Genomic DNA, 25,841 nt, shown 5'->3' with positions numbered 1-25,841 from the left:
GAGGACGCAGATGGCACTGGACGTCTCCACCACGCACACGCTGACGGCCGGCAGGCGGACCCGGGGGAAGAACCTGGGTCTGCTCACGGCCTCGACCGCGATGGACAACGCCGAGAACAGCATCACCACGGTGTTGTTCCCGTTGATGCGGGAGGCGTTGGGGCTCTCGTCGTCGGCGCTCGGCGTCATCGTGGCGGTGTCCAAGGCGGTGGGCATCTTCGCCGCGGTTCCGTGGGTGTTCCTCGCCAAACGGTTCTCGCGCCGGGCCGTGCTTGCGACGTGTTCGGGCTTCTGGGGTGTGTGGGTGATCCTGGCGGGCCTGTCGAGCAGTTTCACCCAGTTCGTCATCCTGTACGGCATCGCGGCTGCAGGCTTCGCGGGCGCGGGGCCCATCGCTCTCGAGATCATGGGCGATCTCTACGACGACAGACGGCGCGGCCGGGCCACCGGGATGCTGTACGGCGGCGTAGCCATCATCACCGGCGTGAGCGCCCCGCTGTTCGGTCAGCTGTCGGGGTTCGACGACGGCTGGCGGTACGGCTACGTCCTCTCCGGCTGTATTTGCATTCTGATCGGTGTTCTCGTCGTCGTGTTTCTCGACGACACACGGCCCGGCGGGGGCGAGAACGGGGCTGGCGGCGCGGCGGTGAAAGCGGAGGAGAAGGCGCAGAACGTCGTCGCCGGTGTGCGGGAGCTGCTGCGCATCAAGACGTTCCGTTACATCCTGGTGCAGCGGCTGTTCTCGGGGCAGAACGTGATCATGAGTTTCGGCGTCGTGTTCCTGGTGGAGGAGCGGGGATTCTCGACGGCCACCGCAGCGATCGTCGCTACGCCGTTCGCGATCGGGTACCTGCTCGGAACCGTGGTCGGCGGCCGTCTCAACGACGCCGTGCACCGCCGGTGGCCCGCGAGTGGACGGGTGATGATGCTGCAGGCCAGTCAGTTGGCCTTCGCGGCAGCGGTATTCGTCGAGCTGAAGATGGCGACGTCGTCGATCGGATTCTTCGTCGCGATCTTCGCGGTGGTCGGGTTCCTGCAAGGGCAGGTGCCGGTGGTCAACCGTCCGCTGATCATGGCGGTGGTGCGCCCGGAACAACGGGCCCTGGCCTTCGCGGTGTCGGTGTCGACGGTGGAGGCGCTCGCATACGCGGGATATGCGCTGCTGGTCGGCTATCTGGGCGAAGCGATCGGGTTGCAGGGAGCGCTCCTGCTCGTGACCGTGGCGCTCACCGTCGTCAACGGGTTGTGCTCCGGCCTGCTGTACCGGCCGTACGCACGAGACAGTGCCGCGGTGCGCGACTCTCCGGTGGCGCCGTCGTCCTACGAGGGTGAGCCGTCGAAGCCGGATGCCCAGTAGCGTCCACGCAGCGACAACTCCAGCAACATTTCGGTGACGGCTTCCGGTGTGAGCGGTGGTGGATCGGATTCGAGCCACCACTGCAGCACCGTCACCTGTTCGCCCACCCACGCCCGCGACAGCACTTCCATGTCGATGCGGGGTGTGACCCCGTTCGCGTCGGATCGGGCCGAGAAGATCTGGGCGGCAAGGGCGGTCCGTTCGTCGACGAATCGGCGCAGTGCGCGCCCGTCGCCCTCGCCGCGCAGTACGACGCGGTAGGCGTCGCGTTCCTCGGCGGCGTGCCGGAACATTTCGAGCACCGGCTTGCCGGTGAACCCCACCGAGGAGTCGGACACGAGGGGCCGCAACCGCTCCTTCAGGTCCTCGCCGAGGTCGGCGACGATCTGGCCGAGCAGTTCGTCCTTGTCCGTGTAGTGCGTGTAGAACGTCGCGCGGCCGACGTCGGCACGTTCGGTGACGTCTTCCACGGTGACTGCGGAATATCCCCGTTCGAGCACGAGCGAGACGAGTGCGTCACGCAGCAGCCGCTTGGTGCGGCGCACACGCCGGTCTTCGGTGGCCACGGTGACTTCCGCCCTTCGTCTCACGTCAGCAGTCCCGTCAGCATAGTGCACCCTTGACATCGCGCCCGATGCTGGACACTATGTCCAATAACGATCAACACGTCGATCTTGGAGACTGTATGAATCTCGGTACCTACCTCACCCGGAGTGCGAAGTTCCGGCCGGACAGCGAGGCCGTGGTGTGCGGCGACAGTCGCCTGACCTACCGGGAACTCGACGACTCGACCAACCGTCTCGCCTCCGCGCTGATGCGCACCGGCCTCGGGATCGGCGACGCGGTGGCCACTTTCGCCGGCAACTGCGGAGAACTCGTCGTGACCGAGATGGCCGTGTGCAAGGCGGGATTCGTGCGCGTTCCCGTCAACGCGCGCCTGGGAGCCGACGAACTCGGCCACGTCCTGCGCGACGCGAACGTCAAGACGCTCTTCGTCGACCCCGCGCACGCCGACGTCGCGTTGAAGGTCGTCGCGGATCTGGGCCTCGACATCGCCGTCTACGACTACGGGAACAGCGCACCCGGCGCGGACCGGTACGCGGATCTCCTCGCCGACGGACTCGGCGATCCCGTCGCCGTCGACGTCACCGAAGACGCGCCCGCCGTCCTCAACTACACGTCCGGGTCCACCGGAAAACTCAAGGCCGCCGTGCAGACGTACGGAAATCGACTCGCCAACATGCGCAAACGCTTGATGAACCCGACCGGCGCGCCCACCGACACGGACCGGTATCTCGCCCCGGGACCGATCACCCACGCCTCCGGAATGATGATGCTCGGCGTGCTCGCCCGCGGCGGCGCGGTCGTCGTCCTGCCTGCCTTCGACACCGAGTTGTTCCTGCGAACCATCGAGAAGGAACGCATCACCACCACCTTCGTCGTTCCGACGATGCTGAACATGCTGATGGACCATCCGGCCGCGAACGACGTCGACCTGTCGAGCCTGCGGTGCGTCGGCGTCGGCGGCGCCCCGGTCTCACCGCAACGGCTACGCGACGCCGTCGCGATGTTCGGCCCCGTCGTCATGCAGGGATACGGTCTCGGGGAGACGACGAGTGGCATCACCGTGCTCACCTACGACGACGTCGTGCGAGGCGTCGAATCCGATCCGGAACTGCTGAAGTCGTGCGGGCGACCGGTATTCGACACCGAGGTTCGCGTGGTGGACGACGCAGGGAACGAACTGCCGGCAGGCGGGATCGGCGAGATCGTCGCGCGCGGCCCCGACTGTGTGCGCGAGTACTGGCACGAGCCGGATCTGAGCGCGGAGACGTTCGTCGACGGCTGGGTCCACACCGGGGATGTCGGGTACTTCCGTCACGACGGTTATCTGTTCATCGTCGACCGCAAGAAGGACATGATCATCTCGGGCGGGTTCAACATCTACTGCAGCGAGGTGGAAGCAGCGCTGTACGAGCACCCGGCCGTGTCCGGCGCGTGCGTCGTCGGTGTTCCCGACGAGAAGTGGGGGGAGGCAGTCAAAGCCGTCGTGGTCACGCGGACCCCGGTGACCGAGGAGGAGCTGATCGAGCACTGCGCCGAACGCCTCGCGCGAATGAAGAAGCCGCGTTCGATCGACTTCGTCGACAGCCTTCCCGTCAACCGCAACGGCAAGATCGACCGCAAGTCGGTGCGCGAATGCTACTGGGCGCAGGCCGCCCGCCACGTCAACTGAAAGCGGAGCCTCCGATGACCTTCACCCTGAACCCCACTTACGACGACAATCCTCGCCTGCACGACCTCGTCGCACGGCTGCGTGACTACCTGGACGGCGAACTCGCCGACTACGAACGCGAACTCGGCCTCACCTCCGGGAGCGTGTACACCCGCGAGACGCTCGAGCCGGTGTGGCGACGCAGCCGCGAACTCGGCTTCTACGGTGTCAGCCTGCCCGCGGACCTCGGCGGCGCGGGACTGTCGTTCACCGAACTCGCCGCCCTGAAGGAAGAAGTGGGCGCGTCACCGCGGGTCCTGTCGACCTCGGTACTCGGCGACATGGGCGGACCGCTGCGGGTGGGCAGCATCTTCCAGTACGCCACCGAGTACCAGATCGAGAAGTACCTGCTCCCCGTCACGCGCGGCGAGCGCGCGTGCTGCTTCTCGCTCACGGAGAACGACGCCGGCTCCGACGTGCGCGGCATGCTCACCACCGCCACCCCGGACGGCGACGGGTGGCGCCTGACCGGTCACAAGGTGTTCTCCACCGCCGGACCGTTCGCGGACTTCTCCATCCTCATCGCGAAGATGGCAGACGACGGCGACGGCGGCCCGCGTTACTCCGCGTTCCTCGTCGACCTGGACACCCCGGGATGCACGGTGCAGCAGGGCGAGACCCCGATGTCGGGCCAGCACATCGAGGCCGACATCGTTCTCGACGACTGCTATGTCGGACCGGAACAGTTGCTCGGTGAGGTGGGGCAGGGTCTGAAGATCGGGCTCGGTCGCGTCACGGTCAACCGGCTCCTGCATTGCCCGACGGCGCTGGGCGGTGCACGCCGAGCCCTGGAGTTGTCCGTCGGCTACGCCCGCACCAGACAGGTGCAGGGCGCGCCGCTCGGCATGCTGCAGAGCATCCAGCACCGGCTGGCGGACATGGCAACCGACTACTACGCGGCTCGGTCGATGACCTACGACGCACTCGCCGCGCTCGACCGGGGCGAGCGGCCGCGGATCGAAGCCTTCATGTGCAAGCTGTTCGTGGCGGAGAAGGCGTTCGCGATCGCCGATGCCGCCGTGCAGATCCACGGTAAATCGGGTGTCGTCCGCGGCCGCGAGGTGGAATCGCTGTTCCAGCGTCTGCGGATGTTCCGGATCCTCACCGGATCCTCCGAGATCCAGAAGAACGGCATCGCCCGATTCCTTCTGCTCCCGTGAGCGCCGACACGGAGACGGAGCCCGACTACCGATTCACGCTCGCCAACGAGCGGACCTTCCTGGCCTGGATCCGTACCGCGCTCGCTCTTCTGGCGGGCGGGGTCGCGGTCAGCCAGTTCTATCTGCCGCGAGGCGGATCCGCGTTCCACGACACGCTGGGTGCGGTCTGCATCCTGCTGGCCGCGATCGTCGCGGTCGGTGCGCTGCTGCGGTGGCGGTCCGTGCAGTCCGCGATGCGCCGCGCCGTGCCGCTACCGGCATCGCGTCTGGCCCCGGCCGTGGTCGCGGGTGTGTGTCTCGCTGCCGCGCTCGGCGTCGTCTGGGCGGCGACGTGACCGCGCCGCCACCGGGGTTGCCGGCCGAACGTACGGTGCTGGCGTGGGGCCGCACGTTACCTGCGGTCTGCCTGTGCCTCGCCGCAGTCGTGCGTTCCGCGATCGTCCACCCGCACCTCGCGCACGTCGTTGCGGTGGCCGGAGCCTGCGGCGCTGCCGCGGCGGTGGGAGTAGGCGCCGTGACGCGGCACCGCCGATACCGCCGGCGCGCCGACGACCCCCGCCCACTCGGCCTCCTGATTCCCGCCGTCGTCAGCCTCGCCGTTTTCGCGACGGCAGGCGCCGCCCTTGCCGCACCGGCCTGAAACTCGATGTTCCCCAGCACGTATCCCGATCCGACAGAGGAGATCCGCTGTGTCGCAATTGCCACTCGCAGAACTGAAATGGACGCTCGGATTCACCGACCCGGTGCAAGTCCGCCGGCAGGCGACGGCCGTCGGCGAGACCGGTCCCACGCGTCGAGTGTGGCGCGGCGACGGTCCGCGCCGGGAACTGCCGGAGCAGTTGCAGGACCTCTCACGGCTCGCCGTCGAGTCCGGAGGCGGGGGAGCGAGCACGCTGTACCAGTTCCTCGTCGACTCGCATTCGGACGGGATGATCGTGCTGCACCGCGGCGCGGTTGTCTACGAGCAGTACCTGCACGGCCTCCGTCGTCAGGACCTGCACCTGACTGCGTCGATGGCCAAGGCGTTCATCGGCCTGCTCGCCGGGATGCTCGAGGACCAGGGCTTGTTCACGCGGGACGATCAGGTCTCCACATACGTTCCCGAGTTGGCGGGAACGGCGTTCGGTGACGCTACTATTCGTCATCTGCTCGACATGACGACACAGGTGGCCTACGGGGGACGAAAGTTCCATCGTGAGGTCGAGGCACACCGGTGGTGGGCAGTCGTGGCTCCCGGGATGCGGCCCGACGGATACGACGGCCCGACCACCCTGCTCGACCGATTGAAAACGGCCCGCGCGACCGGCCCGTACGGCGAGGTCTTCCACTACGAGAACGGAAGCTGCGAGGCGATGGGCGCGCTGATCAGCCGCGTCACCGGCGCGACCGTCTCGGACCTGATGAGCGAGTTGATCTGGTCGAAGATCGGTGCCGACGAGGACGCCCGGTACATCCTCGACGCCGCCGGCGTCGAAACCGCCTGCGGAGGCTCCGCGGCCACCCTCCGGGACATCGCCAAGGTGGGGGAGATGCTTCGCTGCGGCGGCGCTCTCGGCGACCGCCAGATCGTGCCGGCGTCGGTGGTGCGTGCGATCAGCACCGTCCCCGAGGGAGCGACCGCTCAGGTGCGGTTGCCGCGAGCGTCGGCGAATTCGCCTGCCACGATGAGCTACCGGGACTACTGGTGGATCCTCAACGACCCGTTCGACTCCTTCATGGCGAGTGGAATCCACGGCCAGCGGTTGTTCGTCTCCCGCGAACTCGACCTCGTCGTCGCACATTTCGGATCGCAGATCATCTCCCCGTGCGTCGCGACACCACCGTTCCCGGAGGTGTTCACCCGGCTCGGGACGCAATTGTCGATGGCGGGTGTCTGATGTAAACGAACACCCGTGCCACGACGCCCTCGACAACTCCCGCTGACGGATTGCGCACCTGACGGACGTGCCGGGGCGGCGGACGCAATTACTCTGGGCGGACAACGGCCTCGGACGGGCACTCTGCCGAGTGCCATTCCACGGCATGACATCTGGACTGTGGTCGGAGAGCGTCAGCCGTTATGACGGGATGACGTTCCAGATGATCGGGACTTGATCGGTGGGCATGTTCTCGGCCCTGCGTTCCTGACGCTGGTCGCGCTGCCGATCGCGGGTCCGATCGTCGTTGCCGGCGGGGATGTCGCGACCGGTGTCAGGGGCGGCCACTGCGGCGACCGGGTGTTCCGCGGCCGGGGCAACCGCGCCCGCGACGCCGACGGGAAGGACGCCGAGTGCGGCTGCAGCCACCACCACTGTCGCGATCCGCTTCCGCAGCGAGCCGCGGTGGGTGTGTCGGTCGTCTTGGTGCGAATGTGTGGCGTTCATGGTCTGAATTCCTGTCCGAGTGCCGCAAACCCGACGTTCACGGCTACTCGAATGGTGTCCGCCAGGGCGCGAAACGTTACACCCTGCCGGACATTATTTTGCGGTGAGTTCTCCGCCGCTAGCGCCAGTCGCGGAACGCGGCGAGCAGGCGGTCCCGCAACGCCGGATCGAGCTCGTCCGGCGGGAGCGCGCCGAGGGTGTGCACCGTCTGCTCGATCTGCTCGAGATAGGTGGCGCAGCCCGGGCATTCGCCCAGATGGGTTTCGAATCGGACCCGGGCATCGGGATCCATGTCATCCTCGAGGTAGGCCGTGACGAGTTCGACGAGGTCCTGGCAGTCCATATCTCACGCTCCCGTTCCAAGATAGTCCTCGAGGGCCTGGCGCACGTGTGCGCGACCCCGATGCAGCAGCACCCGCTGGTTCGCCGGGGTGATCGAGAGCATCGCGGACACTTCCTCGGCGTCGTAGCCGAGGACGTCACGCAGAACGACCACGATCCGCTGGCGGTCGGGTAGGTGCTCGAGTTCGCGGCCGGCGACGTCGAGGACCTCCGCACCCAGGACCGACCCTTCGGGGGTCTCCGGCCAGCTGGTCGGAGGAGTCGCCCAGTGGTGTGGATCCTCCGGGGAGGATGCAGGCAGGAACCGGGCCGGGTCCACGGAGGCGCTGCCCGTGTAGGCGGCCAGTGCGGCGTCGACATCGTGCCGGTCCCGCACTCCCCGTTTCTTGGCGATGTTGACGAGTATCCGGAACAGCCAGGTACGGAGGGTGGAGCGGCCTTCGAATCGGTCGATGCCCTGGAGCACGGCGATCCAGGTTTCCTGTACGACGTCCTCCGCGACTTCGGCGCTGGCCACGTACCCTCGCGCCACGCGCAGCATCATCGGTGTGTGCAGGTCGACCAGTTCGGCGAATGCCGACTCGTCCCGCGCACGCAAGGCGTCGACGAGGCACTGCTCGTGCGAGGTATCGATCTCGGTCATCCGCTCCTCCTCGGTGATCGAGGCGTTCCGGAAGCGTGGCCGCGTGAGACGGCCGGACGCCATCCAACATTACTGATCTCGGCGGCAGCCGTCGATCAGGCGGCTGCCGATCTCGTGGTGGTAGGGCCGAACGGCCCTGTCTCGGCTTCGCGGTGCGGGGAAGACTCGATGCGGAGGGGTGGCGGGCCGCGGCGACGCGGTAACGGTCGCGGCGGCCCGGGTGCCCCAGGAAACGACTGCACCTGGCAACCCAGGAAGGGCGACGCATGGATTTTCGGCGAACTCCGCTGGCGCGTTCGGAGAATTATTGGGAGCAGCTGGGTTCGGTGGAAGCTCGCCACCTGGACGGTGCGGAGCGGGACGGGCTCCCGGCCCCGGACGAACAGGTCTCGCTCGTCGACCACTGTCGAGGTGCAACGCCCGACCCGGCGTGAGGAGCGTGGGTGCGGCGAGAAACGCTAGGCAACTCCGGTGCGACGTGGCACGATTTCGTGTGTGACGAGCAGTACCGCTGAGAACCAGCGCCTACGCGACCTCGCGCTGCTGCGCCGAGTCCGTGACCGGATCGATCGAGAGCACGCGCAACCGCTGGACGTCGAGTCGCTCGCCCGTGGCGTGAACATGTCGGCCGGGCACCTCAGCCGCCAGTTCCGGCTCGCGTACGGCGAGTCTCCGTATTCGTACCTGATGACGCGGCGCATCGAGCGGGCGATGGCGCTGCTGCGTCGCGGCGACCTCAGCGTCACCGAGGTCTGTTTCGCGGTCGGCTGCTCGTCGCTGGGCACCTTCAGCACGCGGTTCACCGAGCTGACCGGAGTCCCGCCCAGCACCTACCGGCGCCAGGAGGCGGACGCGACGGCGGGCATTCCGTCGTGCGTGGCGAAACAGGTCACCAGACCGATCAGGAATCGAGAAGCGCAGGTCGCTGATTCGTAATTATCGTGATCCCATGGACATCACAATTCACCAGACCTACCTCCCGCAGGACGACCCGGACGCCGCGTTGGCCTTCTATCGCGACACTCTCGGCTTCGAGGTCCGCAACGACGTCGGCTACAACGGGATGCGCTGGATCACGGTCGGCCCGGCCGACCAGCCCGGCACATCCATCGTTCTGCATCCGCCGGCCGCCGACCCCGGCATCACCGACGACGAGCGCCGAACCATCACCGAGATGATGGCCAAGGGCACCTACGCAGCGATCAACCTGGCCACCAGGAATCTCGACGGCGTCTTCGAGAAACTGCAGGCCAGCGACTCCGCGGAGGTCGTCCAGGAGCCGACCGAGCAGCCGTACGGAGTCCGTGACTGCGCCTTCCGCGATCCCGCGGGCAACATGGTTCGCATCCAGGAACTGCGCTGATCGACGCCGACGGAGACCGCGAAGGCGGCTCCGCCCAACAGAGGGAGACACGATGAGCACGGCCACGAAGGCGGGCACGACGGGGCGAGCGAAGCGACGGGAAGATTCAGGGTCGCCGGATCTGCACCTTGCCGACAGTCACGATCTCATCCGCGTCCACGGCGCGCGCGAGAACAACCTCAAGGACATCAGTGTCGAGCTCCCGAAGCGCCGGCTGACGGTGTTCACCGGTGTCTCCGGCTCGGGCAAGAGCTCGCTGGTGTTCGCCACGATCGCCGCGGAGTCGCAGCGGATGATCAACGAGACCTACAGCGCCTTCGTGCAGGGCTTCATGCCGTCACTGGCGCGACCCGACGTCGACGTTCTCGACGGGCTGACGACGGCGATCATCGTCGACCAGGAGCGGATGGGCTCGAACCCCCGCTCCACCGTCGGCACCGCCACCGACGCCAACGCGATGCTCCGCATCCTGTTCAGCCGGCTCGGGAAGCCGCACATCGGCTCACCCCAGGCGTTCTCCTTCAATGTCGCGTCGATCTCCGGCGCGGGCGCGGTCACCATCGAGCGCGGTGGCCAGCAGACGAAGGAGCGGCGGAGCTTCAGCATCACCGGCGGCATGTGTCCGCGATGCGAAGGCCGGGGCGCGGTCACCGACTTCGACCTGACGGCGCTGTACGACGACAGCAAGTCGCTGAACGAGGGGGCGCTGACGATCCCCGGCTACAGCATGGAGGGCTGGTACGGCCGCATCTTCCGGGGCTGCGGCTACTTCGACCCGGACAAGCCGATCGCGAAGTTCACCAAGAAGCAGTTGCAGGACCTGCTCTACAAGGAGCCGACCAAGATCAAGGTCGAGGGCGTCAACGTGACGTACGAGGGTCTGATCCCGAAGATCCAGAAGTCGTTCCTGGCCAAGGACGTCGACGCCATGCAGCCGCACATCCGCGCGTTCGTGGAGCGGGCGATCACTTTCGCCACCTGCCCCGACTGCGACGGCACCCGACTCAGCGAGGGGGCGCGGTCGTCGAAGATCAAGGGGAAGAACATCGCCGACGTCTGCACGATGCAGATCAGCGACCTCGCCGACTGGGTCCGGGGTCTGGACGAACCGCCGGCGACAGGAGGACGACGGAGCATCGCAGCGACGAAGGAGCGAGGAGCGGACGGAGGACGGGTCGCCGTGGAAACGGTGGCGCCGCTGCTCAGCGGGCTGCAACATCTCCTCGACTCGTTCACGGAGATCGGGTTGGGGTACCTCTCACTCGACCGGCCGTCGGGCACCCTGTCCGGAGGAGAGGCGCAGCGCACGAAGATGATCAGGCATCTCGGTTCGTCGCTCACCGACGTCACCTACGTCTTCGACGAGCCGACCATCGGCCTGCACCCGCACGACATCCAGAGGATGAACGGCCTGCTGCTGCAGTTGCGCGACAAGGGCAACACGGTGCTGGTCGTGGAGCACAAGCCGGAGGCGATCGCGATCGCCGACCACGTCGTCGACCTCGGCCCGCGCGCCGGCACCGAGGGTGGTCAGGTGGTGTTCGAGGGCACCGTCGAGGGTCTGCGGTCCAGTGACACGCTCACCGGGCGGCACCTGGACGACCGCGCGTCGCTGAAGCAGTCGGTGCGCACACCGTCGGGCGCGCTCGAGGTGCGAGGCGCAGACAGCCACAACCTGCGCGGCGTCGACGTCGACATTCCACTCGGCATGCTGGTGGTCGTGACCGGTGTGGCGGGTTCGGGCAAGAGCTCGCTGATCCACGGTTCGGTGTCCGGGCGGGACGGCGTGGTGTCGATCGACCAGGGCGCGATCAAAGGCTCCCGGCGAAGCAACCCGGCCACCTACACCGGATTGCTCGAGCCGATCCGCAAGGCGTTCGCGAAGGCCAACGGCGTGAAGCCGGCACTTTTCAGCTCCAATTCCGAGGGTGCCTGCCCCACGTGCAACGGCGCCGGTGTCATCTACACCGACCTGGGCGTGATGGCCACCGTCGAATCCCCGTGCGAGGAGTGCGAGGGGAAGCGCTTCCAGGCCGAGGTGCTCGAGTACACGCTGGGCGGCCGGAATATCGCCGAAGTGCTCGCGATGCCGGTGGCCGAGGCCGAGGAGTTCTTCGGTTCCGGCGAGGCACGGATCCCGGCGGCTCACAAGATTCTGCAGCGGCTCGCCGACGTCGGGCTCGGCTACCTCAGCCTCGGACAGCCGCTGACCACACTGTCCGGCGGCGAACGGCAGCGGCTCAAGCTGGCCACCGCGATGGCCGACAAGGGCGACACCTACGTCCTCGACGAGCCGACCACCGGCCTGCACCTCGCCGACGTCGAACAGCTGCTCGGACTGCTCGACCGGCTCGTCGACTCCGGTAAATCGGTCATCGTCATCGAGCATCACCAGGCGGTCATGGCGCACGCCGACTGGATCATCGACCTCGGTCCGGGCGCCGGCCACGACGGCGGCCGGATCGTGTTCGAGGGCAGGCCGGAGGATCTGGTGTCCGCTCGCTCCACCCTCACCGGCGAGCACCTCGCGGCCTACGTCGGCACCTGATCGAGGCGAGCGTCGAGGTCGGCCCCCGGTTGCCACGGCAGCCGGGGGTTTCCTCGTTCGGTGGTCACACCTGGTCGCAGCGCAACTGTGACGCCCGCCACCCGGATTGTGCCGAACCGAGACGTGCTGTGCCGATCTGAGACGTCGCCACCCGCCACCCGGTCATAACGTCACGTTCGATCAGTGACCACAGACACGACAGGAGAGTGGGATGTCCGATCTCAACGCCGCGCTCGGCAAGGTTCTCGACAGCGTGACCGAGGATGATGCGCCGCGCGTGCCCGGAGTGGTGGCGATGGTGACCGATCGCGACCGCACGGTGTTCGAGGGTTCCGCCGGGGTGCGGTCCCTGGCCGATCGCGAGCCGATGACCGCCGACACCGTCTTCGCGATCTTCTCCACCACGAAGGCGATCACCGGGACCACTGTGCTGCAGTGCGCCGAGGAGGGTCTGCTCGACCTCGACGCGCCGGCCCGCGAATACGTTCCGGAGCTCGGTGACATTCAGGTCATCGAGGGATTCGACGCCCACGGCGATCCGGTGCTGAGGGCGCCGAAGCGGGACATCACCACGCGGATGCTGTTGTTGCACACCGCCGGGTTCGGGTACGACTTCTTCGACGAGACCTACAACCGGTTGGGTGTGGAGCACGACCAGCCCGGCGTGATCACCGCGACCCGGGCGTCGCTGACCACACCGTTGCTCTTCGACCCGGGCGAGAAGTGGCAGTACGGGACGAACATCGACTGGGCCGGTCAGGTGGTCGAGGCGATCCGCGGCAAGCGGCTCGGCGAGGTGATGGCCGAGCGGGTGTTCGCGCCCCTGGACATGCACGACACAGCCTTCGCCCTGACCGGATCGATGGCGGCCCGGCGCGCGACCATCCACCAGCGGGAGGAGGACGGCCGGCTCACTCCGTTGGATCTGGTGCTGCCGCAGGATCCCGAGATTCACATGGGCGGGCACGGCCTGTACTCCACCGTGGGCGACTACCTGAAGTTCCTGCGGATGTGGCTGAACGACGGAGACGCGCCCGGTGGGCGAGTCCTGCGGGCCGACACCGTGCAGGCGGCCGTGTGCAACGGCCTCGAGGGACAAGAGGTCGGGATGCTGCCGGCTGTGATACCCGCCCTCACCAACGACGCCGAATTCTTTCCCGGACAGCGAAAGTCGTGGGCGTACACGTTCATGGTGAACGAAGAGGACGCGCCCACCGGCCGGCCGCGGGGGTCGCTCGGGTGGGCCGGGCTCGCCAACTCGTACTACTGGATCGATCGCCGCAACGGAATCGCCGGGTACTGGGCCACCCAGATTCTGCCGTTCGCCGACCCCGTGTCGTTCGGCGGCTACCTGGACTTCGAGACGACGGCGTACCGTCACGCCGCGGTCGGCTCACCCGTCTAGGGCAACCGGTCGTTGCTCGTCAGCGGAGGTCGGCGAGCTTACGCCCCAGCACCGTCCGCTCGCGCTCGTTGCCGCACAGCCGGACGGCCGCCTCGAATTCGGTGCGCGCCTCGTCGGTGCGGCCGAGGCGGGTGAGCAGTTCGCCGCGAACGCTCGGCAGCAGGTGCGAGTTCGACAGCGCCTGGGTGGCCACCAGCTCGTCCACGATCGGCAGCGCCGCGGCCGGTCCCTGGGCCATGGACACCGCCACCGCCCGGTTGAGGTCCACCACCGGTGACGGCGCGAGGCGGCCGAGTGCCTCGTAGATGAGGACGATCCGCTCCCAGTTCGTCGCGTCGACCGACGGCGCGACGGCGTGGCATTCGGCGATCGCCGCCTGCAAGCCGTAGGCGCCCAGGCCCCGGCCGACCTGTTCCGCGCGGACGAGGGCGGCGCGTCCCCGCCGGATCGCGGTCCGGTCCCAGCGGCGGCGGTCCTGGTGCTCGAGCAGCACCGGCTCGCCGTCCGACCCGGTGCGGGCCGGGAACCGCGCGGAGGTCAGTTCGAGCAGCGCCAGCAGGCCGTGGACCTCGGGCTCGTCGGGCACCAGCCGGGTCAGCACACGAGCGAGGCGCTGCGCCTCGCTCGCGAGGTCGAGGCGGATCAGATCGTCACCGGAGCTGGCCGAAGACCCTTCGGTGAAGATCAGATAGATCACGCTGAGCACCGAGCCGAGTCGCTCGGTCCGCTCTCCGGCGAGCGGCACCTCGAACGGCACCCGGGCCGCCCCGAGGGTCTTCTTCGCCCGGGTGATCCGGGCCTGCACGGTCGCGGTCGGGACGAGGAACACCTTGGCGATCTCGTCGCTCGTCAGACCGCCGACCACCCGCAGGGTGAGCGCGACCCTCGCCTCCCGCGACAGCACGGGGTGGCAGGAGATGAACATCAACGCCAGCATGTCGTCGTCGATCTGGTCCGGATCCCACAGCACGTCCCCGGTGCCCTTGGCCGGATCGGTGGGCGCGCTCCCCGAGACGGCCCCGCCCTCGCCCAGGTCGTGAGCGAGGACGGCGTACCTCTCGTCGAGGGCGGAGCGTCGGCGGAACGCGTCGATCGCCCGGCGGCGGCCGACGGTGAGCAACCACCCCGCAGGGTTGTGGGGAATGCCGTCGCGCGGCCAGCTCACGAGCGCCTCGGCCAGCGCCTCCTGGGCGAGGTCCTCGGCCAGCGCGAAATCGCCGGTGTACCGCGCGAGCGCACCGACGATCCGCGCCGACTCGATCCGCCAGACGGCGGCGACGGCCTCACGCCCGGTGTGACCGTCACCCGTCGACCCGCTCAGAGCTGACCGGTCGCTTCGCGCCACGCCCGCTCCTTCTGGATCCACACGTTGTCCTGCGGGAACTCGTCGATCGTCGCGACCCGGCGGATCTCCGCCTTGGAACCGGGACCGGCCATCGGGGCACGCTTGGCCCACTCGACGGCCTCCTCCTTCGATGCCACGTTGAGCATCCAGAAGCCGCCGAACAACTCCTTCGTCTCGCCGTAGGGGCCGTCGGTCACCACAGGTGTCTCGGACGAGTAGTCGACCACCACACCCGACTCGGGGTCGGGGTCCAGTCCCTCGGCCGCGAGCAGCACACCGGCGCGGATCATCTCGTCGTTGAACTTGCCCATCGAGTCCATGATCTCGGTGAAATCAGCGTCCTGGAACGCCGCGAAGGTCTCGTCGGTGGCGCGCATGATCAGCATGTACTTCATGGTTCCGTCTCCTTGGATGTCGGGGTCCCTCTTGGACCTTCTCACCTCAGGTCGAACGGGGAGTGACATGGATCGACACACTCGCCGATTTTTTTCCGAACCTATCTGGCCCGTCCAGCTCTGCGCCGGTCGGTTTCCGTGGTGCCACCCCATATTCCGTGGGTCTCGCGGTGATCGGTTGCGTGTGCGCGGCATTGCCGGGCGACGACGCACCCGTCGCAGATCTGTTTGGCGCGTCGTTCGCGCCTGACCCGGGCGCCGCGTCGTTCGCCGTCCGGAGCGAAGAAGACGGAGGGCTCGGTGGTGCGGCAGTGGGCGCGGTACCGCCATCCCCAGCGTTCGGCGGCGGTCGTCGGCGGGTCGTCGTGAACTGTCGTGTGGTCGATCATCGGGTGTCCCGGGATGGATTCGGGCGGTGGACGGTCGGCACCGTCAACCGCTGTGGCTGCACCGACTCAGTGCAGGTGGCTGCCGCCGTTGATGTCGACGGTGGTGCCGGTGAGGTACGCGGCGTCCTGCGAGGACAGGAAGGTGATGACGGCGGCGACCTCGGTGGTGGTCGCGACCCGGCCGAGTGGGATGTCGCGGCAGAGTGCGGCTTCCTGTTCGGCGGTGCTGCCCACGCGGATGCTGGTGTCGACCGCACCGGGGGTGACGGCGTTGACGGTGACTCCGCTGTCGCCGAGTTCACGTGCGAGGGACTTGGTGAAACCGAGGATCGCGGCCTTGGCGGACGAGTAGGGCACCTTCCCGAAGACCCCGCCACCACGCTGGGCGGAGACGGATGACATGTTCACCACACGTCCCCAGCCGTTGTCGATCATGGCCGGCAGGAACGCGCGGGTGACGAGGTAGGTGCCGGTGGCGTTGACCGCCATCACCTTGTTCCACAGTTCCAGGGTGGTCTCGAGGAACGGCACCGGCGACGTGATGCCGGCGATGTTCGCGAGCGCACCCACGGCGGGGAGGTTGCCGCCGGCGACTTCGGCGGCGACGGCGTCGTGTGCCCGCTGAACCGAGTTCTCGTCGGCGACGTCGATGTCGTGACCGAAGGCCGGGACACCGAACTCGTTCCCGATCTCGGCGGCGACCTTCGCGGACTTTTCCCCGTCGAGGTCGAGAACGACGATCGCCCAGCCCTCTTCGGCGTAGCGGCGGGCGGTGGTGAGACCGATCCCGCGCTCGGAGGTGGCGCCGGTGACGACGGCGGTGCGCTGGATGGACGACATGATCGCTCCTCTTGTTGCTGGAATCGCGCGTGCCGTCCGGTGCGGTGGAGAGCAGGGGAGGCGGTCGACGACGCGGTAGGTGACTGCCACCACAGTAAGCCGATCGACTGTTAACAGTCAACCGTCGGCGGGTAACGGTTGACATATTGACGTGTCTCGGATCACACTGGTGAAACCGCACTGTTGACAGTCAACAAATCAGCGGCAATCGTTGGAACCGGCAGCTCGAAGAGGAGTCCCCATGAGTACCGAAACACTCAGGATGCGAGGTCCTGTCCATGGCACGAAGGACGCCAAGCGCGTAGCAATCGGCTCCTCGGTGGGTGCCGTCATCGAGACGTACGACTTCATCGGTTTCGGCACGGCCGCCGCGCTGTACTTCGGTACCGCCTTCTTCCCGGGCGCCGACCCGGTCACCGGAACACTCGCCGCGTTCGCGACGCTGGGTGTCGGCTTTGCTGCGCGCCCGCTCGGCGGGGTGCTCGGTGGACATCTCGGGGACAAGCTGGGCCGCAAGCCCGTGCTGGTGGCATCACTGATCGCGATGGGTCTCGCGACCTTCGCGATCGGCCTGCTGCCCACCTATTCGCAGGTCGGGCTCATCGCGCCGGTGTTGCTGGTTCTCGTCCGCGTCGTCCAGGGCCTCGCCTTCGGCGCCGAATGGGGCGGCGCGATCCTGATGAGCTACGAGCACGCCCCCTGGAAGTCCAAGGGCAAATTCACCGGCATCGTGCAGGCCGGCTTCCCCGTCGGGTTGCTGCTGGCGAACCTGGTGTTCCTGTTCAGCGTGCACCTCGGCGGCGACTGGGCCTGGCGGGTACCGTTTCTCGCCAGCATCGTCCTGGTGATGGTCGGTCTGGTCATCAGGTCGAAGGTGCCCGAGTCCCCGGTCTTCGAGGACGTCAAGAACGAGGGTGACATCGTCAAGTCCCCGGTGCTCGAATCCATCAAGTACGACTGGCGAAACATTCTGCGCGGCATCGCTCTGCGAGTAGCCGAGACAGCCGGGTACGCGGTGTCGATCACCTACATGATCTCCTACCTGCACAACCAGGGTCTCGCCGGGAAGTCCGAAACCCTTGTCGCCCTGTGCATCGCGTCCGCGATCGGCATCTTCGCCACAGTCGCCTGGGCGCGACTCACCGACCGCATCGGACGACGCCCCGTCTACATCGCGTCCTGCGCCTTCGCGGCACTGTTCGGAATCCCGATGTTCCTTCTGGTCAACACCGGCCTGTTCATCCTGGTCATCGCCACCATCGTGATCGCCTACGCGGTCTGCCAGAACTCGATGGCGGGAGCGCAGGGGGCGTGGTTCCCCGAACTGTTCGACGCCTCGCGCCGAGCCTCGGGAGCGTCCCTCGCCTACCAGATCTCGGCGATGGTCTCCGGCTTCACCCCCTTCGTCACGACGCTGCTGTTCGTCTCCTTCGGCTGGTGGGGTCCGGCGCTGCTGTTCAGCACGTACGCCCTGATCGGACTGTGGGCGGCGTTGATCACCAGGGAGACCTGGGGACCCACCGAACGGCGCCTCGCCGCCGAGGCTGCGGCGCGCACCGATTCCAAAAGCACCGACGCGCCGACGTCGACCACGCACACGATCCGCAAGGAAAAGGAACTCCTGTGACCATCACAACCGCCACCACCGCGGCCGAAGCCACGGCCAGTGACGTGTCGCGCATCGCGACCGTCGAACAGTTCGCCTACCGCATGCGGCACAACGTCATCGACATGGGTGAGGAACAGGGCCAGGGATACGTCGGGCAAGCGCTCGGGGCCGCCGACATCTTCGCCACCGTCTACGCCGACCAACTGCGCTACCGCGCCGACGATCCCACATGGGAAGGACGAGACCGGTTCCTGCTGTCCACCGGCCACTACGCCATCGGCCTCTACGCCGCACTCGCCGAGGCCGGAATCATCGACCGCAGCGAACTGGAAACCTACGGCTCCGACGACTCACGCCTCCCGATGTCGGCAATGTCCACGTACACCCCCGGCATGGAAATCTCCGGCGGCTCCCTCGGCCACGGCCTGACCATCGCGGTCGGGATGGCCCTCGGGCTGCGTCACCAGCACTCCACCGCCCGCGTCTTCAACTTCCTGTCCGACGGCGAACTCGACGAGGGTTCGACGTGGGAGGCGGCGATGGGCGCCCATCACCACCGGCTCGGCAATCTCACCGCGATGGTCGACATCAACGCCCTCCAAGCCGACGGTGCGACCTCGACGGTGCTGAGCACCGAACCCGTGCACGACAAGTGGGCGGCCTGCGGGTGGCACGTCGAACGCGTCGACGGCAACGACGTCACCGCACTGGTGCGCGCATTCGACAACGCCGCCGCCGAATCCGACGGCAGACCGTCGATCATTCTCTGCGACACCCGCGTCGGGAAGGGTGTGCCCCTGCTCGAGTCCCGGGAGAAGGCGCACTTCATGCGCATCGACGAACACGAGTGGCAGATCTGCCGCGACCAACTCACCGCCGGCTTCGACCACAAGGACGCCTGACATGACTACCGCCAGTAAGCCGAAGCTCAAGACTTCGGCCATGATCGCCTCGTTCGTCGACGACGGCCAGAAGACCACGTCCGCGCCGTTCGGGCACGCCCTGGTGAAGGCTGCCCGGGAGAACGACAAGATCGTCGGCCTGTCCGCCGACCTCGCCAAGTACACCGACATGCACATCTTCGCGCAGGAGTTCCCCGACCGGTTCTTCCAGATGGGGATGGCCGAGCAGCTCCTGCTCGGAGCCGCCGCCGGAATGGCCGAGACCGGCCTGGTGCCGTTCGCATCCACGTATTCGGTGTTCGCTGCGCGCCGCGCCTACGACTTCCTGTGCCTCGACATCGCCGAACCGAACCTCAACGTCAACATCATCGGTGGCCTCCCCGGACTGACCACCGGCTACGGGCCCAGCCATCAGGCCACCGAGGACATCGCCATCTTCCGGGGCATCCCCAACCTCACCATCGTCGACCCGTGCGACTCGATCGACATCGAACAGGCCGTCCCGCAGCTCGCCGCCTCCGACGGTCCCACCTACCTGCGGCTGCTGCGGGGGAAGGTCGCGACCGTGCTCGACGAGTACGACTACACGTTCGAACTCGGCAAGGCCAAGGTGCTCCGCGGCGGCAACGACGTCGTGTTCGTCACCAGTGGGCTGATGACGATGCGCGCGCTGCAGGCCGCCGACCGACTCGCCGCGCACAACGTCGACGTGGCGGTCGTGCACACGCCGACGATCAAACCGTTCGACGCCGAGACCGTCCTCGCGGAGGTGAACACCGACCGCCTGGTGGTCACCCTGGAGAACCACACCGTGATCGGCGGTCTGTTCGAGACGGTGGCCGCCGCGGTCGTCACGGCCGGACTCGGCAAGCGCGTCGTGCCGATCGCACTGCCGGATCAGTTCCTCGACGCCGGTGCCCTGCCCACGCTGCACGAGCGGTACGGCCTGAGCACGGACCGGATCGTCGCCAAGGTTCTCGGCGAACTGGCATGACCAGCGCGTACGGCCCACGCCGCAGGCCGGGCGGCGCGGGCCGTACGATGGCTGTCAACAGGTTGCTGTCAACAGACCGCTGTCGACAGTTGATCGCTGACCCCACGGAGGCACCCATGGCCGGACAACCCGCCGCACTGCTCGGGCTGGAGAAGACCAGCCTCCGTCAGCAAGCCGTCGCCGCCCTGCGGGTCGCGATCACCAGCGGGGAACTCGCGCCGAGCAGCCCGCTCGTGGAGACCGAACTGTCCGAGATGCTGCAGATCAGCCGCGGCACGCTCCGCGAGGCGATGCGGCAACTCCAGCAGGAGGGATTGATCTCCGCAGGTGCGCGGGGCCGGCTGTACGTCCGGCACCTCGATTCCAAGGAGATCCGAGACATCTTCGCCGTCCGCGCCGCACTCGAGGCACTTGCCGTCCGGGAACTCGCCGGCCTGGCCGACCGCACCACCGTCATCGCGGAACTGCGCGCCGCCCTCGACGTCATGGACACCGCCGTCCTCGAAGCCCGCATCGAGGCCGACCTGAACTTTCACCGCACCATGTGCTCTCTCACCGGCAACGACACACTCCTGCACTCGTGGATCTCCCTCGAAGGATCCATCCGGATGTCGATCATGTTCGCCGGCCTGGACCGCGCCGTCGGCAACATGGACGTCGGTCGCCACAGCGCCATCGTCGACGCCATCGAGACCGGCGACGCCGACGAAGCGGCCAAAGCGATTCAGACACACATGGACTGGGCCTCAGCGAATCTGGTGTCCTGACCCCAGGTGAGTGGGAAAGAGTGCGGGCACACGCTTTGCCGCTCACGTACCCGGGACAGGCCGCGGGGTCACCCGCCGACGACGCAGGCGGCCTCGGTGGCGTCGAGCGTGATCCACGACCTTCGGCGGGCGTCGATCGGTGTGCCGGCGAGGATGCGGGCACGGCGGTGTTCGGGTTCGAGCAGCACTGTCGCGAGGGTGGCCCAGCGGGTTCGGTACGAGCGCATCAGCACGACGTACAGTGCTGCGGAGACGATCAACCCGACCGGCAGCGACAGGTCCACGCCACCGACCGCGTTCGCGATCGGCCCGGTGTAGACGGGCGCGGCGACGCAGAGCGCGGCCGCGGCGATGCCGGTGAAGACGGCGGCCGTTCCCGCCCAGTTGATCCCACCGCTGTACCAGTAGGGGCTGCTGCTGGTTTCGTTGCCGAGCTCGATTCCGTCGTAGCGGTTGCGGCGCCACAGGACGTCGGCCACGTACACGGCCATGACGGGACCCATCACGGTCACGACGAGCTGCATCATGTTGCTGACGGTGTCGAGAAAGTTGGAGACGAGCAGGGCGTACAGCGTCATGGCCACACCCATCGAGCCGTCGAGCAGGACGCTGCGCGAGCGGCGCAGGCGCAGGCCCACCGACTGCAGGGCGAGCCCGGAGCTGTAGGCGGTCATCGCGTTGTTGGCGGGCACCGAACCGATGCCCCTGTTCGCCTCGGTGCCCGGAACGGACGGCACCTGGCCGGGCGCCGGGCAGCGGGTGATGTACACGTCGCGGCTGCAGGACGGTTCCCCGACAGCGGTCACCGGGACCTTCATCGACGCCACCCGGCCCTGGAATGGCAGCGGCACGCGGCCGACCGTGATCATCGCGCCCGGCACGGTCGGGCAGGGTGATCAGTGCGCCCCGTCGCACGCGTTCTCCACAGGGCTGAACGTGACCACGGCCCCGTTCTCGTTGTCCGCCAACCAGGAAGCGCTGTCGGCCAACGTGTGGAGCGCGATGGGAGCGCGCGTCTTCGTCACCGACTACATCGGCCTCGGCACCCCCGGAGTCCACACCTACGTCAACCGGCTCGAAGAAGCCCACGCCGTTCTCGACGCCGCGCGCGCCGCGAACGCACTCGGCGGCAGCGGTCCGACGACGCCACTGGCCCTGTGGGGATACTCCCAGGGCGGTGGAGCCGCCGCGGCCGCCGCGGAGCTCCAGTCCTCCTTCGCCCCGGAACTGAACGTCAAGGGCACCTGGGCGGGCGGACCGCCGGCCGACCTCCTCACCGTGCTCGGCCAGATCGACGGCAACCTCATCGGCGGTGCCATCGGGTTCGCGATCAACGGCTTCGTCGCACGCCATCCCGAGTTGCAGAAACCACTGCACGAACGCATCACTCCCGAGGGCCAGGCAATGCTGAACACGCTGAGCACCGAGTGCATCGGTGACGTCATCGCCAACCAGCCGTTCCTGCGCACCAGCACGTACACGAACGACCACAAATCCTTGCTCGACAACCTACGCGACATCCCCGAAGCCGCCCCCGTCTTCGACGCGCAGCGCCTCGGCACCCTCACCCCGAGCAGCCCGGTGCTCGTCACCAGCGGTCGCAACGACGACACCGTGCCCTACGAGCAGGCCCGCCAACTCGCCACCGACTGGTGCGACCGAGGCGCACAGGTCACCTTCCGCACCAACGACCTACCGCCCATCGCACCGGGCACCACCATCCCCAACCACTTCGGCCCCGAACTCATCGACGGCTACGACACCAACGGCGCCATGTCCTACATCGTCGACCGGTTGAACGACACCCCGATCGCCGAGGGCTGCAGAGTGAACTGACACCGGTGGGTCTTCGATCGCGAAGACGACGCGACGCCAGGGTGGTTACGGCACGAGGCCGCGACCACCCTGGCGCTCACCGAGGGTGTGTCAGAGCGACGCGTCGGCGACAGCGCGGGAGTGCTCCAACTCGTCGGGGACGGAGAGTTCCGCCGCGAGGGCGTCGGGATCGGGGGCACCGGGCCCGAAGTGGGCGTACTTTTCGATGTGCTGGTCCAGGGACAGCGGGCTCGGGGTGCCGTAGGTGAAATACGACTCCCACGGCAGCTTGGCGCCTCCGACGGCCAGTCCGGTGTCGATGTCGGACATCTGCCAGGTCTTGGTCTCGGCGTCCGGGTCCAAGTGCAGGTAGCCGGCCTCGCCGAACAGCTCGATGCGGTTGCCGCCCGGTTCGAAGACGTACAGGAACTGGCTCTGCGTGATGCCGTGCTTGTCGGGGCCGGCTTCGATCTGAATGTCGTAGTCGCGGAACATCTCCACGGCGTCGATGTTGTGCTGCCCGGTGCCGTAGAAGAACGCGAGGTGGTGCAGCTTGCCGTGCCCGCCGGTCATGTCGCGCATGCAGGCGACCTCGTGACCGAGCAGGTTCGAGCTCATCCACGCCCCGATCTCGACGTTGCCGTCGACGACCCGCTCGGTGGTCCGGAATCCGAGGTGCCGTTCGAAGGAGTCCTTCACCGCGGTCACGTCGGACGACATCAGGTTGAGGTGGTCGATGCGCTTGACGGGGATACCCTGCAGCGGCTTCTTGGACGGCCGGGTGAGGATCTTGCTCCGCAGTTCCGGGGGAGCGACGTACTTCTCGGCTTCCCACAACAGCTGCAGATTGTGTCCGTCGGGTGACTGGTACTCGAAGGTCTTGCCGTACCCGAACTGGTCTTCGCTCCACGTGCCGTCGACGTTGCCGTCTGTCAGTGACTTGGCCCGTCGCTCGAGCGCTTCGGGAGAACTCGTCCGCATCGCGGCGTGGCCCATCCCGGCCTCGGGTGCTTCGGTGATCTTCAGGCTCCACTGATACGGGTCCTCGTATCCGCGCAGGTACACCGACTGCCCTTCCCTGTGGGTCACGTACATCCCGAGGAACTTCGTGAAGAAGTCCAGCGTCTCCTGCGGCTTGGGGCTGAACAGTTCGGCACGGGCGAGGTGCGCGATGTCGAAACGAGCGTCACTCATGGCTTCTCCTGGTTTCCGACGTCCGGGCCTGCTGCACCGGTTGTGGTCGATGTCACGAGCGTGGCGGACGGGGTCCGGGGCGGTCAGCGCTTTTCGTGATAGCCGAACAGCGGTCGCGTGATGGCGCTCGCTGTCCGGCACAGCCGAATCGCCGGTCCCGGACCTGCGAATTCTTCCTAGCGTCGACCGCATCACCCCGCCTGCCCAGGGAAGGCCTAGAAGATGAGTCGATTGAAAGCCGCGATCGTCGGATCCGGGAACATCGGTACGGATCTGATGTACAAGCTGCTGCGGTCCGAGCACGTCGAACCCGTGTGCATGGTGGGCATCGACCCCGACAGCGAGGGATTGGCCCGGGCCCGCCAGGAGGGCCTCGAAGCCTCCGCCGGCGGACTCGACTGGCTCCTGGCCCAGCCGGAACTGCCGGACTTCGTGTTCGAGGCGACGTCGGCGAAGATCCACGCCGCCGCGGCGCCGCGCTACGCCGACGCCGGAATCACCGCCATCGACCTCACCCCGGCCTCGGTCGGCCCGTACGTCGTCCCCGCGGTCAACCTCGACGCGCACCTGAGCGCACCCAACGTGAACATGGTCAGCTGCGCCGGCCAGGCCACCATTCCGATCCTCTACGCCATCAACGAGGTCGCCGACGCCTCCTACGGCGAGATCGTCGCCGCCATCGCCTCCCACAGTGCCGGCCCCGGCACCCGGCAGAACCTCAGCGAATTCAGCGAGAAGACCGGCCGCGCCCTCGCCCAGGTCGCCGGCGCCGACCGTGCCAAGGCGATCTCGGTGATCAACCCGGCCGAACCGCCGATGAACATGCGCGACACCGTCTACGCCAAGGTCCGCAACCCCGACCCGGCCGCCATCGAACGCGCCGTGGTCGACATGGTCGCCAAGGTCCAGCGGTACGTCCCCGGCTACTCGCTACGCCTGGTCGACGTCGACGGCGACCTGGTCACCGTGATGCTCGAGGTCGTCGGCGCCGGCGACTTCCTGCCCACCTACGCCGGCAACCTCGACATCATCACCGCCGCCGCCGTCCAGGTGGCCGACGTCATGGCCCAGCAGAACCTCGTCCAGGGAGCAGCACAGTGAGTAAGAAGATCACGATCGTCGACACGACCCTGCGGGACGGCATGTCGTCCGTGTCGCACCGGTTCACCCCGCAGAACGTCGCCGACATCGCGCGCGGCCTCGACAAGGCCGGCGTGCCGACCATCGAGGTCGCGCACGGCATCGGACTCGGCGCCTCCTCGATCCAGTACGGGTTCGCCGCCGCCACCGACCCCGACTACGTGCGCGCCGCGGTCGACGCCGTCGAGAACGCCGACATCGCCGCCCTCTACGTGCCCGGCATCGCGACCCTCGCCGAACTGCAGCAGGCCATCGACGCCGGCATCAAAACGGTCCGCGTCGCGGTGCACTGCACCGAGGCCGACTGCGGGCAGCAGCCGGTCGAGTGGGCCAAGGAGCAGGGCCTGACGGTGATGACGTTCCTGATGATGAGCCACAAGCTCGACCCCCAACCCCTCGCCGAGCAGGCCGCCAAACTCGACTCCTACGGTGCCGACGTCGTCTACGTCGTCGACTCCGCCGGTGCCATGGTTCCCCGGCACGCCGGTGACCGGGTCGCCGCTCTGCGGCAGGCCATCACCGCCGACATCGGGTTCCACGCCCACAACAACCTCGGTGTCGGGATCGCCAACGCGCTGACCGCCGCGGAGAACGGGGCCACGTTCATCGACGGGTCCCTGCGCGGTCTCGGCGCCAGCGCCGGCAACGCGCAGACCGAGGTCCTCGCCGCCGCGTTCGAACGCGCCGGCTGGGACACCGGGGTCGACCTTTTCCCGCTCATCGACACCGCCGAACACATCGTCGCACCGCTGATGAAGGAACCGCAGATCGTCGACGAGACCGCACTGGTCCTCGGCTACGCCGGTGTGTACTCCACGTTCTTCCACCCCACCAAGCGGGCCGCGAAGAAGTTCGGGGTGCCCGCCCGCGACATCCTCATGGAACTCGGTCGTCGCGGTGTCATCGGTGGTCAGGAAGACATGATCATCGACGTCGCCTCCGAACTCGCAGGCCGCACCTACGAGACCCCGGCCCCGGCCGGGGTCTGACAGGCA

General features: G+C 67.6%; 25 protein-coding genes and 2 pseudogenes. 17 read left to right on the top strand and 10 right to left on the bottom strand.

Going from position 1 to position 25,841, the window contains the following annotated elements; all coding sequences use genetic code 11:
* Positions 1–10 precede the first annotated feature (10 nt).
* The gene (locus HGB39_RS30105; RefSeq protein WP_005566146.1) at positions 11–1,357 is read left to right on the top strand and encodes an MFS transporter; all 1,347 of its coding nucleotides are present in this window, start codon (positions 11–13) and stop codon (positions 1,355–1,357) included.
* On the opposite strand, the gene HGB39_RS30100 is transcribed toward HGB39_RS30105, so the two are convergent.
* Entirely contained in the window at positions 1,321–1,923 is a 603-nt protein-coding gene (locus tag HGB39_RS30100; RefSeq protein ID WP_005566148.1) for a TetR/AcrR family transcriptional regulator, read from the bottom strand. The two genes, HGB39_RS30105 and HGB39_RS30100, sit on opposite strands and share 37 nt — an antisense overlap.
* Positions 1,924–2,042: 119 nt before the next feature.
* Between HGB39_RS30100 and HGB39_RS30095 the strand changes: the two genes are divergently transcribed.
* From HGB39_RS30095 to HGB39_RS30075, 5 genes are read left to right on the top strand one after another with little or no spacing between them, the layout of a single operon-like run.
* Positions 2,043–3,593: an acyl-CoA synthetase gene (locus HGB39_RS30095; RefSeq protein WP_005566149.1), complete on the top strand. Its 1,551-nt coding sequence runs from the start codon at positions 2,043–2,045 to the stop codon at positions 3,591–3,593.
* Positions 3,594–3,607: 14 nt separating this feature from the next.
* Positions 3,608–4,792, top strand: coding sequence for an acyl-CoA dehydrogenase family protein (locus HGB39_RS30090; RefSeq protein ID WP_005260763.1), 1,185 nt, complete (start codon positions 3,608–3,610; stop codon positions 4,790–4,792).
* Positions 4,789–5,127 (top strand): YidH family protein, encoded by a 339-nt coding sequence (locus HGB39_RS30085; RefSeq protein ID WP_005260762.1) that lies wholly within the window; start codon positions 4,789–4,791, stop codon positions 5,125–5,127. Before HGB39_RS30090 ends, HGB39_RS30085 begins: the two co-directional genes overlap by 4 nt.
* Positions 5,124–5,432, top strand: coding sequence for a DUF202 domain-containing protein (locus HGB39_RS30080; RefSeq protein WP_052023971.1), 309 nt, complete (start codon positions 5,124–5,126; stop codon positions 5,430–5,432). The genes HGB39_RS30085 and HGB39_RS30080 overlap by 4 nt, the downstream gene beginning before the upstream one ends.
* Positions 5,433–5,481: 49 nt before the next feature.
* Positions 5,482–6,669, top strand: coding sequence for a serine hydrolase domain-containing protein (locus HGB39_RS30075; RefSeq protein WP_005566151.1), 1,188 nt, complete (start codon positions 5,482–5,484; stop codon positions 6,667–6,669).
* Between the two features lie 180 nt (positions 6,670–6,849).
* Here HGB39_RS30075 and HGB39_RS30070 read toward each other — a convergent pair whose 3' ends face one another.
* The 3 genes from HGB39_RS30070 to HGB39_RS30060 all read right to left on the bottom strand — a co-directional run bounded on the left by HGB39_RS30070 (position 6,850) and on the right by HGB39_RS30060 (position 8,203).
* Positions 6,850–7,155 (bottom strand): hypothetical protein, encoded by a 306-nt coding sequence (locus HGB39_RS30070; protein ID WP_005566153.1) that lies wholly within the window; start codon positions 7,153–7,155, stop codon positions 6,850–6,852.
* Positions 7,156–7,273: 118 nt separating this feature from the next.
* Positions 7,274–7,498, bottom strand: coding sequence for an anti-sigma factor family protein (locus HGB39_RS30065; RefSeq protein ID WP_005260758.1), 225 nt, complete (start codon positions 7,496–7,498; stop codon positions 7,274–7,276).
* 3 nt (positions 7,499–7,501) lie between these two features.
* The gene (locus tag HGB39_RS30060; protein ID WP_005566155.1) at positions 7,502–8,203 is read right to left on the bottom strand and encodes an RNA polymerase sigma factor; all 702 of its coding nucleotides are present in this window, start codon (positions 8,201–8,203) and stop codon (positions 7,502–7,504) included.
* A gap of 432 nt (positions 8,204–8,635) precedes the next feature.
* Here HGB39_RS30060 and HGB39_RS30055 point away from each other — a divergent pair, with 432 nt between their 5' ends.
* The 4 genes from HGB39_RS30055 to acmB all read left to right on the top strand — a co-directional run bounded on the left by HGB39_RS30055 (position 8,636) and on the right by acmB (position 13,456).
* The gene (locus HGB39_RS30055) at positions 8,636–9,076 is read left to right on the top strand and encodes a helix-turn-helix transcriptional regulator (RefSeq protein WP_005260757.1); all 441 of its coding nucleotides are present in this window, start codon (positions 8,636–8,638) and stop codon (positions 9,074–9,076) included.
* 13 nt (positions 9,077–9,089) lie between these two features.
* The gene (locus tag HGB39_RS30050; RefSeq protein ID WP_005260756.1) at positions 9,090–9,503 is read left to right on the top strand and encodes a VOC family protein; all 414 of its coding nucleotides are present in this window, start codon (positions 9,090–9,092) and stop codon (positions 9,501–9,503) included.
* A 52-nt stretch (positions 9,504–9,555) separates the two neighbouring features.
* Positions 9,556–12,051: an ATP-binding cassette domain-containing protein gene (locus HGB39_RS30045; protein ID WP_064080224.1), complete on the top strand. Its 2,496-nt coding sequence runs from the start codon at positions 9,556–9,558 to the stop codon at positions 12,049–12,051.
* A gap of 211 nt (positions 12,052–12,262) precedes the next feature.
* On the top strand, positions 12,263–13,456 hold the full coding sequence (gene acmB / locus HGB39_RS30040; protein WP_005566158.1) for a methyl acetate hydrolase AcmB: 1,194 nt from the start codon (positions 12,263–12,265) through the stop codon (positions 13,454–13,456).
* A gap of 19 nt (positions 13,457–13,475) precedes the next feature.
* On the opposite strand, the gene HGB39_RS30035 is transcribed toward acmB, so the two are convergent.
* The 4 genes from HGB39_RS30035 to HGB39_RS30020 form a co-directional block, all read right to left on the bottom strand.
* Positions 13,476–14,801 carry an RNA polymerase sigma factor gene (locus HGB39_RS30035; protein WP_064080225.1) on the bottom strand — a complete coding sequence of 442 codons (1,326 nt, stop codon included), beginning with the start codon at positions 14,799–14,801 and terminating at the stop codon, positions 13,476–13,478.
* A complete protein-coding gene (locus tag HGB39_RS30030; RefSeq protein WP_005237862.1) occupies positions 14,774–15,196 on the bottom strand; it encodes a YciI family protein in 423 nt (140 codons plus the stop codon). The genes HGB39_RS30035 and HGB39_RS30030 overlap by 28 nt, the downstream gene beginning before the upstream one ends.
* Positions 15,197–15,297: 101 nt before the next feature.
* Positions 15,298–15,585 carry a WhiB family transcriptional regulator gene (locus tag HGB39_RS30025; RefSeq protein ID WP_005571538.1) on the bottom strand — a complete coding sequence of 96 codons (288 nt, stop codon included), beginning with the start codon at positions 15,583–15,585 and terminating at the stop codon, positions 15,298–15,300.
* 66 nt (positions 15,586–15,651) lie between these two features.
* Positions 15,652–16,425 (bottom strand): SDR family NAD(P)-dependent oxidoreductase, encoded by a 774-nt coding sequence (locus HGB39_RS30020; RefSeq protein ID WP_005260751.1) that lies wholly within the window; start codon positions 16,423–16,425, stop codon positions 15,652–15,654.
* A gap of 241 nt (positions 16,426–16,666) precedes the next feature.
* Between HGB39_RS30020 and HGB39_RS30015 the strand changes: the two genes are divergently transcribed.
* The 4 genes from HGB39_RS30015 to HGB39_RS30000 all read left to right on the top strand — a co-directional run bounded on the left by HGB39_RS30015 (position 16,667) and on the right by HGB39_RS30000 (position 20,697).
* A complete protein-coding gene (locus HGB39_RS30015; RefSeq protein ID WP_005571539.1) occupies positions 16,667–18,052 on the top strand; it encodes an MFS transporter in 1,386 nt (461 codons plus the stop codon).
* Positions 18,049–18,936 carry a transketolase gene (locus HGB39_RS30010; RefSeq protein WP_005571540.1) on the top strand — a complete coding sequence of 296 codons (888 nt, stop codon included), beginning with the start codon at positions 18,049–18,051 and terminating at the stop codon, positions 18,934–18,936. Before HGB39_RS30015 ends, HGB39_RS30010 begins: the two co-directional genes overlap by 4 nt.
* Position 18,937: 1 nt before the next feature.
* Positions 18,938–19,930, top strand: coding sequence for a transketolase family protein (locus tag HGB39_RS30005; RefSeq protein ID WP_043792541.1), 993 nt, complete (start codon positions 18,938–18,940; stop codon positions 19,928–19,930).
* Between the two features lie 116 nt (positions 19,931–20,046).
* Positions 20,047–20,697 (top strand): GntR family transcriptional regulator, encoded by a 651-nt coding sequence (locus HGB39_RS30000; RefSeq protein ID WP_005237856.1) that lies wholly within the window; start codon positions 20,047–20,049, stop codon positions 20,695–20,697.
* 68 nt (positions 20,698–20,765) lie between these two features.
* Here the strand turns inward: HGB39_RS30000 and HGB39_RS29995 are convergent.
* Positions 20,766–21,398: pseudogene (locus tag HGB39_RS29995) on the bottom strand (cytosine permease); the annotation flags it as partial.
* Between HGB39_RS29995 and HGB39_RS29990 the strand changes: the two are divergent.
* Positions 21,388–22,533, top strand: a pseudogene (locus HGB39_RS29990) (lipase family protein); the annotation flags it as partial. The pseudogenes HGB39_RS29995 and HGB39_RS29990 overlap by 11 nt on opposite strands.
* A 90-nt stretch (positions 22,534–22,623) precedes the next feature.
* On the opposite strand, the gene HGB39_RS29985 reads toward HGB39_RS29990, so the two are convergent.
* Entirely contained in the window at positions 22,624–23,706 is a 1,083-nt protein-coding gene (locus HGB39_RS29985) for a VOC family protein (RefSeq protein WP_005571545.1), read from the bottom strand.
* A gap of 222 nt (positions 23,707–23,928) precedes the next feature.
* Between HGB39_RS29985 and HGB39_RS29980 the strand changes: the two genes are divergently transcribed.
* Positions 23,929–24,807 carry an acetaldehyde dehydrogenase (acetylating) gene (locus HGB39_RS29980; RefSeq protein ID WP_011596410.1) on the top strand — a complete coding sequence of 293 codons (879 nt, stop codon included), beginning with the start codon at positions 23,929–23,931 and terminating at the stop codon, positions 24,805–24,807.
* Positions 24,804–25,835 (top strand): 4-hydroxy-2-oxovalerate aldolase, encoded by a 1,032-nt coding sequence (gene dmpG, locus HGB39_RS29975; RefSeq protein WP_005260743.1) that lies wholly within the window; start codon positions 24,804–24,806, stop codon positions 25,833–25,835. Before HGB39_RS29980 ends, dmpG begins: the two co-directional genes overlap by 4 nt.
* Positions 25,836–25,841: the final 6 nt, after the last annotated feature.

The organism is Rhodococcus opacus (genome assembly GCF_012396235.1).
GTDB lineage: Bacteria > Actinomycetota > Actinomycetes > Mycobacteriales > Mycobacteriaceae > Rhodococcus_F > Rhodococcus_F opacus.
The sequence above is the reverse complement of the archived record's forward strand: the minus strand, read 5'-3'. Positions and strand labels throughout refer to the sequence as shown.